A 17,437-nucleotide genomic window follows, 5' to 3' on the forward strand; every position below is an offset into this window, starting at 1 on the left:
TTCTAGGGATTACCTGAAAGGGATTAAGTAGTTAGGTGTTAAAAACTGTCAGCTCCCCCCGCCTATCGTCACCCCCCTTATCAAGGGGGGATCAAAGACAAAATCTATCTTCAATTTAATTATAACTACTTACTTAATTCCCACATAATCCTCTAGATTTATGCAACCAAGACAGGGTTCTCTCTATTATCCATCGCCAGGCTGCATTGGTGATGGTGAGATAGGAAGTTTTCCTTAATAGCAACTTAGGTTATACTTCATCTTGATGAGAAACGCTGTAATTATATTCTTTTGCCGCTTGTACTAAGGATAAAAGTTGTCCAGTTTGATCGGTTCCCGATACACTTAAATCACTGTGACAGAGGATAACTTTTTCGCTTACCCTTGCCAATAAATCCCTTAAAACTCTCTGTAAACGGGCCTGATTTTCCTCTAATTCTGCTTCTGTTGTCCAGCGTTGATAGGGACTTTCTCGCCAAAAAATTGGCGCAGCAAAAAGAGTAGCAGCACCTCCTTGTTCCCAGAGTGGAGAGGAACAATCTAGCCAAAAATGCCAACGATGACTAGAACGAAAAGAACGATATTGAAAGATATTGCCTAGGGTAACTGCCGAGGAAGATTTAATAAATTGTCGCACAGGATAGGGATTAGCGGTAATTGTACCACGGCGCAAAAGTTGGATAAACTGATTAATAGTGTCGCTGGGACTTTGAAAAGAGGGTTCACTCTCACGCAAACGGCGATCAATCTCCCAAAAATGTTGGGCAGTTTCCATTAATTCTCGCAAAGCTGCCAAGTGATCGAAGGGCAAATTTTCCCCATCGTTTAATAATTGTTCGATCGCTTGATTTAAGACAAAAATCGGGAAAAGTTTCGCTTGCTGCTGCCGTTTTTTCATCCCTTCGATCCAGTGACAAATTCTTTCGTAGGCAGTACAAGCTTTTTGTCCTAAGCGATCCCAACGGGGAAAAGTTTTGATCGCTAATAAGCGGGGATTTTCTGGATCCACTTGATAACAATGATCGGCAATTAATCCAGCGCGAACTGGATCGATATCGGGAATTAAATTTCGTTCTTCATCCCAGCGATAACGGCTAAAAATCACCAGCATTTCCGCTATGGCCTCTTGGGGGGCTAAACGCCCCAAATTTTCGTAAACAAGGGCGAGAAGGGTCAATAATGCCCGAATCAGAGGACAACTGATCAGGGGTCGTTGTTCGTTGAGGGGTTGAACGGCTATCCCGGCACCGGTTAAAATTTCCATCAGGCTATAACGGGCGATTTCGTCTAAACCGGGGGCAATAACGGCGATTTCTTCGGGTTTTACTGCTCCTTGCTTGACTGCTTGAATAATAGCTGTGGCTGTCTTCCGTAACAATTCAGCGCGAGAGGTGGTTTGCAGGGAGATGAATTGATCGGGAAGATTGCCAAGATAGTTACCTTCGCTGACTAAGGAGAGAATCGTCTCGCTAAACTGAGCGGCTAACCCGTTAGTGGTAGATAATGGCATAATTTGACAGCGTGCCGCTAATTTTTGTAGATAATCGGGATCGGCAGTTAATCCTAAGCGAATTTTTCCCTGGGGATTGTAGGTAAAAACGCTAAAACAATCATGATCGAGGAAAAAACTGAGTAAATCCTTGGCAATAGCCGGATAATCGTCCACATCGTCCGCAAAAACTCCCCGGAAGCGTTTTAATAGTTGCTGCTGATAACGACTATCAGGAAATAAATAGCGCCAATAGAGTTCGTAGATGATACCATAACTTAATAAACCACGTTCTAGAGACCAATCACGCCATTGAATGATTAATTCTCCCACTTTTTCTGGTGTTTCCTGCTCATTAATCGCTAAAACTCGTTTTAAATCTGTTTCTGATAATCCGTCGGCTAATCTTTCGGGTATCTTTTCTGCGGGAACACCACTAGCGCCGGCTAATTGTAACAAATCGAGAACTTGACGGACGAAACGATATTCATTTATGCTGGTAGGCTGGAAGAATTTAGCGATCGCTGGTTGCCAGAGACGGGTGGCGAGTTCCTGTTCCGTTTCTGGGTGTAATCGGCGGGGAAATTGCGCTTTTAGCCCCAAAAACTCGAAAATTAACGGCCAAAACAGGATGACTTCATCGGTGAGAAAACCTAAAGGGGTTTTGCAGAGAATCGGATAGCTACCCTTAACAGCAAGGGCCAATTGATCGGCTAATTCCCGTTTCTTATCATCGTTGGCAGCGAAAACTAAGATCGATCGGGGAAGGGGCGATGATTTCGGTCGATCGAGATACAATGAATCCTGGGACTGACGTTGAGAAACAACCCAGCGCCGAAATTCCCCGACTAAAGCGGTGGTTTTTCCCGATCGAGTCCCACCTTCGATCCAAATTGGTATGATTGACATCGTTTTTTCTGGATTGTATTTGTTAAGATGACTGATCGGTACTCTAGCTTTTTTCCTTGTGGAAGTAATTGTTTCCTATGAATCTTAATCGGATTTTGCAAGGTGTTAATCAATGGTTATTACAAACTCCTGAACGTTCTTTAGATGAGGCGTATCATGCGGCTTTAAAGATTAAGGAGATAGAAGACAAGCATTTTCAAGGGCGAAAAGTGGCGAATGAATTCTCGAATTATGGCAGCAGCACTAATTCCTATTTTATCGCAGAAGTTAAAGGTTATCTGCAAAAAATTAAAGTCAGATTGACGGAGTTTAAAGCTAGTCGCTCGATCGTTAATACCTTCGGACCCAATCAACCGACAATTAATAATGGGGTGATTACTGTCACCACAGATGTTTGTCTGAAAAAACTTCAGTTTATCGATAGTATTATCGGAAAATATCAAGATAATTATTGGCAAGAAGATATTGAAGATGTCCCCAAAAGTCTCCAGAACCGAAATTTTGAGCAGGAAACAGCCAAAAATAAGACTTCCAGAAATCGCTCTTTTTTAGCGGCGGGTAGTCTTGAAGATGAGGAAATGAGCAAAAGTAATAAATCCCAAAAAGCTACGGAAAAACCGGGAGTTTTACCCCGTTCTTTTGTCAATACTTTTAATCGCATTAAGCAGGAAATCGATCCGCAAGCGGAGGAATCGGAGGAGGCAGTTTTAAAGAAATTTCGCAATTCTCGTTATAAAACAGCCATTTCTCTCAAGTTTATTTTACTGTTAATTATTGTTCCTTTATTAACCCAGCAATTAACCAAAACTTTCCTGATCACCCCCTTGGTTAATAAATATTTCCAAGAACAGGAACAGTTTATTTTTATCAATCAGGATTTAGAAGAAGAAGCTTTTTCGGAATTGAGAAGATTTGAGGAAGCTTTACATTTTCGAGGTATGATTGGTTTAGCACCCAAATTATCTAACGAAGAAATCGAGGGAGAAATTACTAAAAAAGCGGCGGTACTAAGTGAAGAATTTCGCCAACGAGGTTTAAATGCGATCGCTAATATTTTCGCCGATATTTGTTCCCTGATTGCCTTTGGTTTTGTTATCGCTTTTAGTCGTCGGGAAATCGAGATTGTCAAGTCTTTTCTTGATGGCATTCTCTATAATCTTAGCGATTCAGCTAAAGCTTTTTTAATTATTCTCTTTACCGATATATTTGTCGGTTTCCACTCTCCCCACGGTTGGGAAGTGATCCTAGAAGGGTTAAGTCGTCATTTCGGTTTACCGGAAAATCGCGAGTTTAATTTTCTCTTTATCGCCACTTTTCCCGTGATCTTGGATACAGTCTTAAAATATTGGATTTTCCGTTATCTCAATCGCATTTCTCCCTCGGCAGTGGCTACCTATCGTAATATGAATGAATAGGGTAAAATCGGGGAGAAACTGGATAATTTACCCCTCTAATTCGGGGGGGATAATCTTGCTGCCGTCTCTTGTACTTTGGTAGATTCTAATTGCAAAGCAGCGGCAATCTGTTCTATACTTAAACCTAAAGCTAGTAAACCAGCGATCGCTTCAGTTTTAGCTTCTTCACGACCTTCTTCACGACCTTCTTCTTTAGCTTCTTGATAAAGTCGAGTTTGTCTGAGATCATCTAATCCGAACATAGCTTCTAACTCCGCGCGACTAAGATTAGTAAATTTATAGGCTAAGGTTCTTTCAATTAATTCTACAACTTTTTGCTGGAAAACTAGATCATCAATTTCAGCGATCGCTTTTTCTAAAAGTGGTTTTCCTCGTTGCTGTGCTAATTGGGGTGTAGCGACGATTAACTGAATAATTCCTAAACCCAGAGACGGATCCGGATTATCGATTAATTCATCTAAATAAATAGGTCTGATCTGTCCCGTTATCTCAAATCCCCGCAGTTGATAGGGAAAGTTATTATCCAGATTCCTGGAGGCAAATAAAGCTACAGCTATCCAATCCTGAACGGGTTTATACTGATTGAGATAGATGACAATTTCTGTTAAAAATCGCCAATAAAAATCACTTTTATCCTGAAATTGCACTTCAACAAAGTAAATAATTAGTTCCGGTGCTGCTGTGGTCGGTAAAAAAATACCGTCAAAACGACGCGCTAATTCTTTGATTTCTCGGGAGGAAAATTGATAATTTTCAGCTTTCTGGGTTGATTCTCCCAGTAATTCAAAAATTAACCCCGGAAAGGTTTGCAAGAGTTGATAAAAAATTGTATCGGTCTTCACAAGCTTGAAAAAATCTAGATGTTTACTAACAATTACTTACAAATCATCCAACAAGAGCGTGACTAACACCTTATCGACACGATTACCGTCCATATCCACCACTTCCAAACGCAACCTTTGCCATTCAAAATGATCGGCAGCCCCCGGAATCCTACCAAGATGGGTAATAATAAAACCCCCTAAAGTGTGATAATTGCCCTGTTTTTCCCCGGGTAATTCACTGATTTCAAATAATTCTTTAAAATCTTCGATCGCCACTGTGCCATCGATCAACCAAGAACCATCTTCCCGCTGCACGATCTGAGCATCTTCAATATTATCTAATTGGGGTAAATCGCCGACAATTGCCTCTAAAATATCCTTGCGCGTCACCAATCCTTGAATCACCCCGTACTCATCCACTACCAAGGCAATATGATGACCACTTTGCTGCACCAATTCCAAAACTTTTAAACCCCTAGTGCTTTCCGGCACAAAAAGCGGCTGTTGTAAATCCTTCGTCAGGTCGAAACTTTCACCGGTTAAACAATCTGCCAATAAGTCTGTGACTTCGATTACCCCCAAAACCTCATCTAAACTGCCCTGACACACAGGAAAACGGTTATGATTGCTCTCAATTAGCTTCTGGCGGTTAATTTCGGCACTATCTTCCAAATCTAGCCAAATAATATCTGGGCGCGTGGTCATAATCTGGCTTACTCGGCGATCGCCCAATCCTAACACCCTTTCCACCATATCCTGTTCTGCTTCCTCAAAGGTTCCCGCTGCGGTTCCCTGTTTAAGCATAATTTTCAATTCTTCTTCCGTAATTGGGGAATCATTGTTATTAGTATTAATCCCCAACAAACCGAGAATCAGATTAGTCGATTGACTCAAAAGATGGACAATGGGCGAAACAATTTTTGATAACCTATTGAGAGGATCAGCAACGAGGATAGCGATTTTTTCAGGATTACTTAAACCTAACCGTTTCGGCACTAATTCCCCCACCACTAGGGATAGATAGGTAATAATTAACACCACTAATCCTAATCCCAAAGCTTGACTGTAGGGGGCTAAAACGGGAACTTGCGCCAATAATTGCGCCACACTGACTGATAAATTCGCTCCTCCGTAGGCCCCAGCAAAGATTCCCACTAGGGTAATGCCAATCTGCACCGTAGATAAAATTTGATTGGGATCATTGGCCAATTTTAAGGCCACCGCCGCCCTTCGATCATCTCTGGCTAATTGTTCTAAACGGACTTTGCGGGCCGAGACAATGGCAATTTCCGAGAGGGCAAAGACTCCATTGAGGAGGATCAGGAAGAGGATAACAAGAATTTCGGTAGTCGCCGAGAACATGGTTAAAAGTTACAGGTAAAAGGGCGGATAGTTGTTTGGATCATAGTGCGAGGATCGGTTAAGTTCAGTAAAGAATCATCTTGATTTTTAACGAGTTACGAAGGCTTGTGTCTGGAGAGGGGGTACTCTCAGTATAAATGGGATAGGATCAAGTCCGCACTCTTAGCTCAGTTAGCAGTGAACAGTCAGGAGTGACCTGTTGCCAGTAAAAAAAAGTTGTCCCTGGGAGAGTGGGGACAAACTCTCTCAATCTATTCGCCTGAAAAATTATGATCGCTACACCCGTATCATCGAAATCGAACCCTATCACGGAAATACGCCCCGGACTACCAACTATTTGCGGTTGGGAACAGGAAATCGCAGCGATTGTCAATCACGATGATCCGATCTTTTTACCGACAACAAATCTCAAATTAGACAATATTAAGGCTGGTTTTGCCTGTGCCTTGCATATGCACCAACCCACTATCCCGGCGGGTGTTAACGGGGAATTAATCTGCAATCTCCAGCATATGTTCGAGAATCAGGGGGATGGCGATAACCATAATGCCAGTGTTTTTGCTTGGTGTTACAGTCGCATGGGCGATTTTATCCCGGAATTGGTGGCGGAAGGCTGTAATCCCCGGATTATGCTCGATTATTCCGGCAATCTCCTCTGGGGTTTGGTGCAGATGGGACGGCAGGATATCCTCGATAAACTCAAATTAATCACCTGTAACAGTCAATATCAACCCTATGTGGAATGGTTGGGGACGATGTGGAGTCATGCGGTGGCTCCTTCCACACCGATTCCTGATCTAAAATTACAGATGCAAGCGTGGCAAACCTATTTTGCCTCGATTTTTGGCCCAGATGCCCTGAAACGAGTCAAAGGGTTCTCTCCCCCGGAAATGCACCTTCCTAACCATCCCGATACCCTCTACGAGTATATTAAAGCCCTGAAAGAATGCGGCTATCGTTGGTTATTGGTACAGGAACACTCGGTGGAAAATCTCGACGGTTCGGGATTGAGTCAGGAACAAAAATATATTCCTAATCGCCTGGTGGCCCGTAATTCTCGCGGTGAAGTGATTGCGATTACTGCTTTGATTAAAACCCAGGGTTCCGACACCAAATTAGTTGCCCAAATGCAACCCTACCACGAGGCTAAATGCCGCGGTAAACAGCAAATCGGCGGCGTTTGGGTTCCTTCCCTAGGTTCCCAGATTGCCGACGGTGAAAATGGTGGCGTGATGATGAATGAATTTCCTCGCGATTTTCCCAATCCTTGGCGGGAAATGCAGGGGGGTTCCAGTGTGGCAGGATTTAACGGTACGGAATATCTGGAGTTAATCGAGGCTGCTGGCGTTAATCCCCAAGATTATCCCCCAATTCAAGCCGTACACCAGCATAAAATCTGGCAGCGAGTTAATCCGGATGCCGCTACCCCGGAAGCGGTAGAACAGGCGATCGCTGAGTTAAAACAGTCCGACCACCGTTTTAGCATGGATGGGGCATCTTGGACAAATGATCTCAGTTGGGTGCGCGGTTACGAAAATGTCCTCGAACCGATGAACCAATTAAGCGCTCAATTCCACGAGAAATATGATCCTTTAGTACAGGCGGATCCTAGTTTTACCCGACGGCCAGATTATCTGGAGGCACTGCTTTATAATTTGCTCGTGCAAACCAGTTGTTTCCGTTATTGGGGCCAGGGTACTTGGACCGATTATGCCCGCACTTTATACGCAAGAGGCGCGGCCTTAACCCGCTAGGATAGTAAGGTATCTAGGGCGCAGAATCTGCGCCCTAGTAGCACAGATGTATTAAACTAAATCCTGTTTAAAAGGTATTGGGGAGCGGGGAGAAAGAATCCATAGAGACTGTTTGTAAATTTACAAACGCTCTCTTTAATGTTTTTTAGCTGACCAAACAGCCCCAAGGTGATTCTCCCCGTTGGCAACCCTAATCCCGCAACAATTAGAGGCAACACCGATGATGACTGGCGCTTCCCCTGCTTTCCACTCACCCGCCGATTCTTCCGGGGCAAAAGTGCAATGGCATGGACGAGTATTATGGCTAGGCATAGGTTGCATCCGTGGGACGGAGAAAGCGGTCATAGATAGGGCAATTAGGGCTGTTTTTCAGCGTTATCACCTCTCTTTAGCCGCTATTGCTGGTATCGCCACCCTTGACATCAAAGCTGATGAACGGGGTTTAATTGCCTACTGTCAGGAGAAAGGATTACCCCTAAAAACCTTTACTGCCGAGGAGTTGAGAGATATTAATGTCCCCAATCCCTCGGCCATTGTCAACAAGAAAGGGGGAACTCCTAGCGTTGCTGAGGCTGCCGCTTTAAAAATGGGCGAGACTTTGCTAGTCAGCAAGCAAATAGAAGCCAAATCGGTGACGGTGGCGGTTTCTTTGGCGGCAAGGGAATAGAGAGGATACCAAATCGATGCTTAAACAGGTTTTATTTCTTAGTAATGGTCATGGCGAGGATTTAAATGCTAGTTTAATTGTGGGGGAATTACAAAAAATTCAGCCCCAATTATCTATAGCTGCTTTGCCTTTAGTGGGAGAGGGAAAAGCTTATCAAAAATTGCCAGTACCAATTATTGCCCCCACTGCCACTATGCCATCGGGGGGAATTATTTATACTAATCCTTTTAATTGGATTAAAGATATTGGTGCGGGATTAATTGGTCTAACTATTAAACAAATTCAGGCAGCTTTTAAAGTTAGCAAGAATTGTGATTTATTGATAGCAGTGGGGGATATTGTACCGATTGCGATCGCTCGTTTAACTGGTCGTCCTTTTGTGGCTTTTATTGTTTCTACTTCCAGTTATTACGAAGGCACAATTAAATTACCTTTACTCACAGAATTATGTTTAAGATCGAAGAATTGTTTAAGGGTTTTTACTAGGGATAAATATACAGCAACAGATTTACAAAATCGGGGTATTAAAAAAGCGATTTTTGCTGGTTATCCGATTATGGATGTCTTAACACCAACGGGTAAAGATTTAGAATTAGATAGTCAAATTCCCATGATTGCTTTATTAGCGGGGAGTCGTTTACCCGAAGCTTTGAGTAATTTGGCTTTACAGTTACAAGTCTGTGAGGAAATAGTTAAAATTAAACCGATGCAGTTTCGGGCTGCTATTGTTCCTAGTATCAGAGAAACCGACTTAGAAAATTTGGCTAAACAAGAGGGATGGCATTATTTAGGAGCGGGAAAATTAGAGAAAAATGGGGCTTTATTGTGCTGTTATCGTGATGCTTTTGCCGATATTCTACACCATTGTGACGCTTGTTTAGCCATGGCGGGGACAGCAGTAGAACAAGCGGTAGGATTAGGAAAACCTGTCCTACAAATACCGGGATTTGGCCCCCAATTTACCTACCCTTTTGCTGAGGCACAAATGCGCTTATTAGGGGAATCGGTAATAACTATTGGAAAGAAACCCACGGAGGTAAATTTATTTAAAAATGCTGCGGTTAAAATTATCGATATTTTGGCAGATTCTCGTTATTTACACAGATGTTTAGAGAATGGCAAAATTAGAGTGGGAGAATCTGGAGGTAGCAGGAAGATTGCCGAAGAAATTTATATAAACTTAGGGTGTTAAGTAGCTGGTTATAATTAAATTAAAAATGGATTTTAGGTTTAATCCCCCCTTAATCCCCCCTTGATAAGGGGGGGAGCTGAAAGTTTTTAATACCTACCTACTTAGGGCAGCGTAATCCAGCTTAAAATTAACTCAATTACCTTCTAATTAAACATCGTCATTTTCCTGAACAGATAAAAACTCGGCCACCGCTTGATTAAAAGTTTCAGGTTCCCCTAAAAATGCCCAATGATTACCCGGTATTTTTTTAATCTCTAGAGAAGTTAAATACTTTTTATAGGATTGAATTTGCCAAGCAGTGCGATTTAATCCCTGTTGGGGAAGGACTAATAAACTGGGAATATCTAAAGCTTTAGTTAATCCAGCAAACCCCATGACATCCTCAAAAATTTCCCCGCGTGCCGATAAAGTAAATTTACTGCTCCAACTGCCATCCGCTTTTTGTTCAATGGCATTTTTAAACACCTCTTGCTGTAAATTTGACCAACCTTTATATTGTTTTAATTGACGAGCGATCGCTTCTATGCTCTGATAACTATCAAAGGAGCGAGTAATCTTTAAAAAGGGCAAAACTTGATAGAGAATTGGAAAAGTTATCCTAATCCAATTAGGCATTTTATCGATAAAAAAGGGATCGACTAAAATTAAACTCTTAAATACTTCCGGCTGTTGAGTTGCCCAAATTGCCGCTATTTTAGCACTCCAAGAATGACCTAAAATATGTGCTTGCGTCCAACCTAAATGATTAATTAAAGCCCTTAAATCGCTGATATAATCCTGAAAGTGATAACCCGTTGCTGGTTTACCGCTTTCCCCATGTCCCCGCAAATCTGGGGCAATAACTTGATAATTTGAGCGTAAATAATCGCCCAAACTTGACCAAACCAAAGCATGATCCGCCATGCCGTGCAATAATAATAGAGGCATACCTCGATCGCTCCATTGTAAATAGGAAATTGCCATCGAGTTATTGGTAAAAGTCTGGCGTTGTGGCATAAATTCTCGGCTGATTTTTACTCTATAATTTAAATATCACTTAATAAAACTTCATACAATGGCACTACAATCTCCGATCACTGCGACTAGCTTAGAACAATTGTCTTGGACATGGCAAGGTCACACCATCCCCTACACCGTGCGGGGAGAAGGACAACCCCTAGTATTAATTCACGGTTTTGGGGCATCTATCGGTCATTGGCGCAAAAATATCCCCGTTTTAGCGGAAAATGGCTATCAAGTCTATGCCCTAGATCTCTTGGGATTTGGGGGTGCGGATAAGCCCGCTTTAGATTATAGTCTCAACCTTTGGCTGCGGCAAATACAAGACTTTTGGCGGGAAAAAATCGCAAAACCGACCGTATTTGTCGGTAATTCCATCGGGGGACTGATTAGCTTAATGCTGATGGCAGAATCTCCCGAAATCACTGCCGGAGGAGTAATTATTAACTGTGCTGGAGGATTAAACCATCGTCCCGAAGAATTAAATTTCCCTTTGCGTTTAATCATGGCTGCCTTTACCGGTTTAGTTAGTTCTCCCGTGACAGGAAAGTTTATTTTTGAACAGGTAAGGCAGAAAAATCGCATCCGTAACACCTTAAAACAGGTTTATCGCGACCATACCGCGATTACCGAGGAATTAGTCGAAATTCTCTATCAACCCTCCTGTGATGCGGGTGCGTGGGGAGTGTTTGCATCGGTGTTGACAGCACCCCCCGGACCTTCTCCCCAGGAATTATTACCGCCAATCGATCGCCCTTTATTGGTACTCTGGGGAGAGGATGACCCTTGGACACCGATCGCTGGTTCGGTAATTTACCAAGAAAGAGCTAAAATGGGAAATAATACCCAATTTTATCCGATTGCCAAAGCCGGTCACTGTCCCCACGATGAACATCCCGAAAAAGTCAATCAATTAATTTTGAGTTGGCTGTCGGAAATGGGGATTTAGTCAGTTATCGAAAATTTTAGCGATTAATAGTTACTGGAGAAATCTGCCAATCGGGGCGAAGATTTTTCGCCCCTTGCAGATAGACGTGCTGCATTTCGCTTTGCAGTTTGGGAGTATTAACGTGGAGAATTACCCGAATACACTTGTCCAGACTACCAGCGACGTGCATCTGTTGCACATCGAGGAGGGGGACATTTTGCCAATGGGGACGTTCGCGAGCGATAGCAGCGGGGAAAATCGCGTCTAAATCCTGAGTTGCCGTAAAGATAATACTAACAATATCATCGGGATCGAGACTATTGTGGATTTCGATCGCTTCGAGGAGTTCTGTTACTGCTTCTCGTATAGCTTCAATAGTATTAGCTGTTACTGTTGTTGCTCCCCGAATGGCTCGAATCTTCCACTGCACGATTGTCATCCTCCGCTAATCCTGATGAGTCAATTTTAGGGGTTAACGCGCCCTTTTTCTCGACTTTAATCTAGCCATCAGGGGCGGTATAACCACAATAGTTGTCCGTTAACTTCCAATTCAAATTCTAGACGCTGTAGGGTTTTTTGTAATCCTGGGGGTATTTGGGAACGATTGCCCGTCAGACGACTGAGCAGGGGTTTCGGTTCTTCGATAGTCTGACATTTAGTTTTATCTGGGGGTAATCCTGCCAATTCTAGCGCCCAAAGTCGGGCATCTTCCTCGGTTCCCAGGCGATCAACCACTCCTAATTCTAACGCCTGTTGACCGGTAAAAATGCGCCCATCGGCAAAACTTTTCACCTGATTGACATCTAAATTTCTCGCTCCGGCGACGGTTTGCAGAAATTGCTGATAACTGGTATCGATCATATCCTGGAGAATTCTTTCTTCTTCATCAGTTAATTCTCGATCGAAGGAGAGAATATCTTTATAAGGGCCCGATTTAATCACTTTAAACGAAACTCCCACCTTATCCAACAATCTTTCTAGATTGTTCCCTCTCAGGATAACACCGATCGAGCCGGTAATCGTGCCGGGGTTAGCCATAATATAATTGGCCCCCATACCGATGTAAACGCCGCCAGAGGCGGAAATATTGCCAAAACTAGCGATTATTTTCGTGTTTTTTTGTAACCGCTTCAATGCTTCATAAATTTCTTGGGAATCCCCCACGGTTCCCCCGGGGGAGTCAATGCGGAGAAGTAGGGCGGGATATTGCCTTTCTTTGACGATTTCTAGGGCTTTTAAGACCCTTTTGCGGGTATCGGAGGCAATTGCACCTGTAATTTCTATTCGAGCGATTTGTTTGCGGGTTTTCGGTTTAAAAGGCCAGACCATCAGGTTTAAATATCTCTCAAAAAAGGACTCTCTCTAATCTAACGCTTTGATCGTTCTAGGTTAAGCAGACATTATATTTCAGAATTTAGGGACAAAATGTCTGGTTAAGTGTATAATAGCATTAAGTGACCAGAGTTGAGGTAGGCGAGGTGAAGATTTGGGCAAGGTGGAATCCTTTAATTTAGATGGCTTAGATCTGTTTTTCAATTCTCACGATCATTTGCCACCTCATTTTCATGTTCGTAAACCGGGCCAATGGGAAATTAGAGTTTTTTTCTTACTTTGTAATCAAGAAAATGGTCTAAATTTTCAGGTGAAATGGCCCGCCAATGCCAAAATATCTAGTAAGGAAAAAAAGCAAATTCTTGACCACGTTTTAGCCAATCGTTCTGCGCTCCTGATTGAATGGGAGGTAAAAGTCTGTACCTAGGGGAATTAATCATGTTAAACAAGCCAGAAATTACTGTTATAATTGAAGATAAAGAAATTTATAATTTCTTGCCAGAGTTTCAATCTGTGCAAATTCTTTCTTTACCAGATTTAAAGAATATTGATTCCTTAAAAAACATCTTTATTTGTACTTCTTTGACCAGTTTAAAAGCAGTGACAGATATTGCCAGAAATGCTAATGATAAACATCATCTGCGAGGTCTTTTTATCCGAGCAGACATTGATTCTATCTGCTTGCCGCAACTATTTAAACGGGCCAATTTACGCACCCTGCGAAATACCCTCGTTTATCGAGATTTTATTTTACCGACAAGGGTAATTAATGCTTGGATTTGGGGAGCGCAAGAGCATTTAATCGCCACAGCTTTAGTTATTGGGGAAAGTTTATTAATCAGTCGCTGTGATCTCAATGAGCTAGAAATTCCCTTTGCATCTATGCCAGCTTTACAGCGTATTCCTCTAGAAGAAAGAGAGAAGTTTATTATAGCAGAAGATGGTAGTTATATTCATTGGCCAGTCGTGGACATTCATCTTGATGTAGAGGCTTTTTTGAGTGTGATTGAACCAAAAGCAAAACAAAAGTTTGCAGCGATTAAATTAGAACATGATCAGATTTTTGGTCGAGCGATTGCCTCTTTACGCAAACAGCATCAACTGCGACAATCAGATATTATAGGAGTATCCGAGCGCCAAGTGAGACGCATTGAACAGGGGGAAGGAACAAAGGTAGAAACCCTTAATTTATTTGCCCAAGCTCACAAAATGGAACTTAATGATTATCTTGATGCTGTTGCTCAGTTAATCGATAATACTTCAGTAGATTTGGATAGTTTTACTCATCCAAATATCCCAGAAATAGATGATTTATTTAAACTTATGGGTACTGAAAATCCTGTTGAAGTAATAGAGAAAAAAGTTAACTCCGAATATATCAGTAGAGAGGAGTGTAACTAATGAAAGTTTTAATTGACCAAGATTTAATCACAGAAATATTGCTTAATCGTACAGGTAATAAATCATGTGAGTCGGGTAGGAAGCTTTGGGAGGTTATTAAAAGTCCCCATCAATCTCAAGAAATAATTTTTTATATAACTAGGCCGTGCGTTCAAAGGGTTTATACCCTGAGCAGTATGAATTCATCAAAAGATGCTGATAAATTGATTAATCTTCTGGAGTCTAGATTTCATATCTGTGAAGGTTCACCTACTATTTTTCAGAATGCGCGTCAATACGATTCAGATATTGAATCAGCCATCGAAGTAGAGTGTGGTTTGGCCATACCAGTTGATGCAATTATTACTCAATCTCCCCAAAAATATGTCTTTACTAAACAAAATTTATCTCTTTGGTCGGTAAAAAACTTTATTACTCGTTATGAATGGAACCTTTTACTAAAACAAGAGCATAATAATTACAAACCCAAATACGAACAGCTAACTTTATCTCTAAGTTTAGAATTTCTAGTAGATAAACCTTCCTTATCAACTTATATGGTACGAAATTCAATTACTACAGTAATCGAAGCATTAAAAATAATTCAAACAAGTGGCTACAAAGGTATAACCAAAAAAGAACTTAAGCAAAAATTAGAACGAAGAGACACAACAATTAATAGTCTTATTTGGGATTTGGAAAATTTTGACATGATATTCATCAATCATGAGAAAAAAATCTTAGCGGCAAGAGAGCTTATAGGTAAAGGAGAAGATGATATTTCTCAATATTTATCATTCGCCCTCAAAAAACATATTCTTATACAAGAAATCTATAAAGAATTAGAAATTCATAAGTCAATAACCCCCTGGCGAGTAGAAGAAATTATTGCTAGTATCTGTACTTCTACTTCTGGTAAACGACCCAAAGATAAAACCCTTAGAGATTATCGTTCTAGGGTGATTTCTTGGCTTACTTTTACTCGATTGCTAGAAAAGGGAAGATATAATACATTAACTATACCACGAGATAAAAGCTCTCATAAGATTAACTCCTCTATAGAATATAAACAATTACATTTGCCTCTAAATGGTATGTAAAATTATTTAACTTTGCTTCTGTAATATTTTCTCAGAACAAGTCTTTTTAACGTCAAATAATTATATTTAATCCCCGATTAATTCGAGTAATTGTGCTTCGGTTAGCTGAGTAATGCCCAATTCTAGGGCTTTTTCTAGCTTAGAACCCGCCGCTTCTCCTAGCACTAAATAATCAGTTTTTTTGCTCACAGAACCCGTCACTTTCCCCCCGGCTTTTTCGATTAATTCTTTCGCTTCCTCCCGTTTGAGAGTTGGTAAAGTGCCAGTAATCACAAAGGTTTTCCCTGCTAAAGTCGCTTTAGTGGTGGTGGTTTTTGCTGCTGCGGCAAATTGTAAACCAGCAGCCTGTAATTTAGCGACTAAATCCCGATTAGCGGCGATTCTAAACCAATCATAGACCGATTGAGCGATTTCTTCACCGATACCATAGACAGAGGCTAAATTAGTCACGCTGGCGTTAGCTAACTCCTCCACTGTCCGAAAACTTTCGGCGAGAATTTTGGCGTTAACACTGCCCACATAGCGAATTCCTAGCCCATAAAGTACCCTCGACCAGCTTTGATTTTTGCTTTGAGCCATAGCTGTAATCAAATTTAAGGCGGATTTCTCGCCCATTCGGTCTAATTTGGCAATTTCCGTTTTTTCGAGGCTGTAGAGGTCAGAAATAGCGGTAACTAATCCCTGTTCAATCAGCAAAATCACCACTTTTTCCCCTAATCCCCGGATATCGAGAGCATCGCGACTAGCCCAATGTACTACACTTCCCCGCAAAATCGCTGGACAGGAACTATTGACACAGCGCGTCACCGCTTCCCCCACCGGACGAACTAGGGGAGATTGACATTCAGGGCAATTAGTGGGCATCTGGAAGGGTACAGTCTGGCTAGGACGCAATTCGGGCAGGATTCTCACCACTTCTGGGATAATTTCCCCCGCTTTGCGGATAATTACCGTGTCACCGACGCGGATATCTAATTCGGCCACTCGATCGCTATTATGTAAAGTAGCCCTTTGTACGGTGGTTCCTGCTACCTGTACCGGTTCCATCACCGCCATGGGTGTAACCGCACCGGTGCGTCCCACATTGACGATAATATCTTTAACTACCGTGGGGACTTCTTCGGCGGGATATTTTAAAGCGATGGCCCACCGGGGGAATTTTTGAGTGAATCCTAAGCGATTTTGTCGCTGTAAATCGTTGATTTTGACTACGACACCATCGGTCATGTAGGCTAATTGATGACGTTTTTCTTGCCAATCTTGATAGTATTGCGCCACTTCTTGCAGGGATGGACAGAGTTGACGGTGGGGATTAACCAGAAATCCCAGGGTTTCTAATCTATCTAAGGATTGCCATTGAGTGGTGATATGGTTATCGTCTAAATGCAGGGTATAGGCAAAAAATTGTAAGCGTCTTTTATCAACTATTTTCGGATCTAATTGTCGTAGGGTTCCCGCTGCCGCATTGCGGGGATTAGCAAAGAGAGATTCCCCTTTTTCTTCTCTTTCTTGATTGATTTTATCGAAGGTATCGAGGGGTAAAAAAGCTTCGCCGCGCACTTCCACAATTGCTGGGGGATTGTCTATATTTAAGCGTAAAGGAATAGAGCGAATTGTCCGCACATTGGGGGTAATATCTTCGCCAGTGACTCCATCCCCTCTAGTAACACCTCTGACGAAAAAGCCGTTTTCGTAGGTTAAAGCTAACGCGGAACCATCGATTTTTAATTCACACACATATTCCGTGTCTTGGGTTTCATTTATATATCTTTGCCAACGGTTGCCCCATTTATTTAATTCTTCGAGGTTAAAGGCATTTTCGAGACTATACAGGGGAATATTATGACGAACAGAAACAAATTGACTAGAGATTTTATCCCCGACTCTTTGGGTGGGACTATCGGGGGTGATTAATTGCGGATAACGCTTTTCTAGGTCTTCTAATTCCCGATAAAGTTGATCATAAACGCTATCGGGTATAAAAGGATCATCAAGAACATAATAAGCATAACTGGCTCTTTGTAGTTCTGTTTTTAGTTGTTGGCAGCGTTGTTGGATTTCTAAGGGAATAGTCATAATCGTTAAT

At 41.9% G+C, this 17,437-nt stretch carries 15 protein-coding genes; 8 read left to right on the forward strand and 7 right to left on the reverse strand.

What is annotated here, in order from left to right; translation table 11 throughout:
* Positions 1-250 precede the first annotated feature (250 nt).
* Positions 251-2,398: a PD-(D/E)XK nuclease family protein gene (locus IM475_RS10545; RefSeq protein ID WP_287727501.1), complete on the reverse strand. Its 2,148-nt coding sequence runs from the start codon at positions 2,396-2,398 to the stop codon at positions 251-253.
* Positions 2,399-2,475: 77 nt separating this feature from the next.
* On the opposite strand from IM475_RS10545, the gene IM475_RS10550 reads away from it, so the two are divergent.
* On the forward strand, positions 2,476-3,813 hold the full coding sequence (locus IM475_RS10550) for a proton extrusion protein PcxA (RefSeq protein ID WP_287727502.1): 1,338 nt from the start codon (positions 2,476-2,478) through the stop codon (positions 3,811-3,813).
* Between the two features lie 35 nt (positions 3,814-3,848).
* Here IM475_RS10550 and IM475_RS10555 read toward each other — a convergent pair whose 3' ends face one another.
* Both IM475_RS10555 and IM475_RS10560 read right to left on the reverse strand, forming a co-directional pair.
* The gene (locus IM475_RS10555; RefSeq protein WP_287727503.1) at positions 3,849-4,655 is read right to left on the reverse strand and encodes an Rpn family recombination-promoting nuclease/putative transposase; all 807 of its coding nucleotides are present in this window, start codon (positions 4,653-4,655) and stop codon (positions 3,849-3,851) included.
* 36 nt (positions 4,656-4,691) lie between these two features.
* Complete coding sequence (locus tag IM475_RS10560) at positions 4,692-5,999, reverse strand: hemolysin family protein (RefSeq protein WP_287727505.1); 1,308 nt, start codon at positions 5,997-5,999, stop codon at positions 4,692-4,694.
* 269 nt (positions 6,000-6,268) lie between these two features.
* Here IM475_RS10560 and IM475_RS10565 point away from each other — a divergent pair, with 269 nt between their 5' ends.
* The 3 genes from IM475_RS10565 (at position 6,269) to IM475_RS10575 (ending at position 9,612) form a co-directional block, all read left to right on the forward strand.
* A complete protein-coding gene (locus tag IM475_RS10565) occupies positions 6,269-7,753 on the forward strand; it encodes a polysaccharide deacetylase family protein (RefSeq protein ID WP_287727506.1) in 1,485 nt (494 codons plus the stop codon).
* Between the two features lie 223 nt (positions 7,754-7,976).
* Positions 7,977-8,420: a cobalamin biosynthesis protein gene (locus tag IM475_RS10570; RefSeq protein ID WP_287727541.1), complete on the forward strand. Its 444-nt coding sequence runs from the start codon at positions 7,977-7,979 to the stop codon at positions 8,418-8,420.
* A gap of 16 nt (positions 8,421-8,436) precedes the next feature.
* Complete coding sequence (locus IM475_RS10575) at positions 8,437-9,612, forward strand: lipid-A-disaccharide synthase-related protein (RefSeq protein ID WP_287727507.1); 1,176 nt, start codon at positions 8,437-8,439, stop codon at positions 9,610-9,612.
* Between the two features lie 147 nt (positions 9,613-9,759).
* Here IM475_RS10575 and IM475_RS10580 read toward each other — a convergent pair whose 3' ends face one another.
* Positions 9,760-10,608, reverse strand: coding sequence for an alpha/beta fold hydrolase (locus IM475_RS10580; RefSeq protein WP_287727508.1), 849 nt, complete (start codon positions 10,606-10,608; stop codon positions 9,760-9,762).
* A gap of 58 nt (positions 10,609-10,666) precedes the next feature.
* On the opposite strand from IM475_RS10580, the gene IM475_RS10585 reads away from it, so the two are divergent.
* Positions 10,667-11,560: an alpha/beta fold hydrolase gene (locus tag IM475_RS10585; protein WP_287660512.1), complete on the forward strand. Its 894-nt coding sequence runs from the start codon at positions 10,667-10,669 to the stop codon at positions 11,558-11,560.
* A gap of 16 nt (positions 11,561-11,576) precedes the next feature.
* Here IM475_RS10585 and aroH read toward each other — a convergent pair whose 3' ends face one another.
* Both aroH and sppA read right to left on the reverse strand, forming a co-directional pair.
* Entirely contained in the window at positions 11,577-11,978 is a 402-nt protein-coding gene (aroH, locus tag IM475_RS10590) for a chorismate mutase (RefSeq protein ID WP_287727509.1), read from the reverse strand.
* A 68-nt stretch (positions 11,979-12,046) separates the two neighbouring features.
* Complete coding sequence (sppA, locus tag IM475_RS10595; protein WP_104398235.1) at positions 12,047-12,868, reverse strand: signal peptide peptidase SppA; 822 nt, start codon at positions 12,866-12,868, stop codon at positions 12,047-12,049.
* A gap of 166 nt (positions 12,869-13,034) precedes the next feature.
* Between sppA and IM475_RS10600 the strand changes: the two genes are divergently transcribed.
* The 3 genes from IM475_RS10600 to IM475_RS10610 are packed head-to-tail and all read left to right on the forward strand — an operon-like array spanning position 13,035 to position 15,351.
* Entirely contained in the window at positions 13,035-13,298 is a 264-nt protein-coding gene (locus IM475_RS10600; RefSeq protein WP_287727511.1) for a DUF4160 domain-containing protein, read from the forward strand.
* 11 nt (positions 13,299-13,309) lie between these two features.
* On the forward strand, positions 13,310-14,272 hold the full coding sequence (locus IM475_RS10605; RefSeq protein ID WP_287727512.1) for a DUF2442 domain-containing protein: 963 nt from the start codon (positions 13,310-13,312) through the stop codon (positions 14,270-14,272).
* Positions 14,272-15,351 carry a hypothetical protein gene (locus tag IM475_RS10610; protein WP_287727513.1) on the forward strand — a complete coding sequence of 360 codons (1,080 nt, stop codon included), beginning with the start codon at positions 14,272-14,274 and terminating at the stop codon, positions 15,349-15,351. Before IM475_RS10605 ends, IM475_RS10610 begins: the two co-directional genes overlap by 1 nt.
* Before the next feature lie 66 nt (positions 15,352-15,417).
* Here IM475_RS10610 and ligA read toward each other — a convergent pair whose 3' ends face one another.
* Positions 15,418-17,427 carry an NAD-dependent DNA ligase LigA gene (ligA, locus tag IM475_RS10615; RefSeq protein ID WP_287727514.1) on the reverse strand — a complete coding sequence of 670 codons (2,010 nt, stop codon included), beginning with the start codon at positions 17,425-17,427 and terminating at the stop codon, positions 15,418-15,420.
* Positions 17,428-17,437 lie beyond the last annotated feature (10 nt).

The sequence above is a fragment of the Microcystis sp. M061S2 genome (genome assembly GCF_020245605.1).
Classification (GTDB): Bacteria; Cyanobacteriota; Cyanobacteriia; order Cyanobacteriales; family Microcystaceae; genus Microcystis.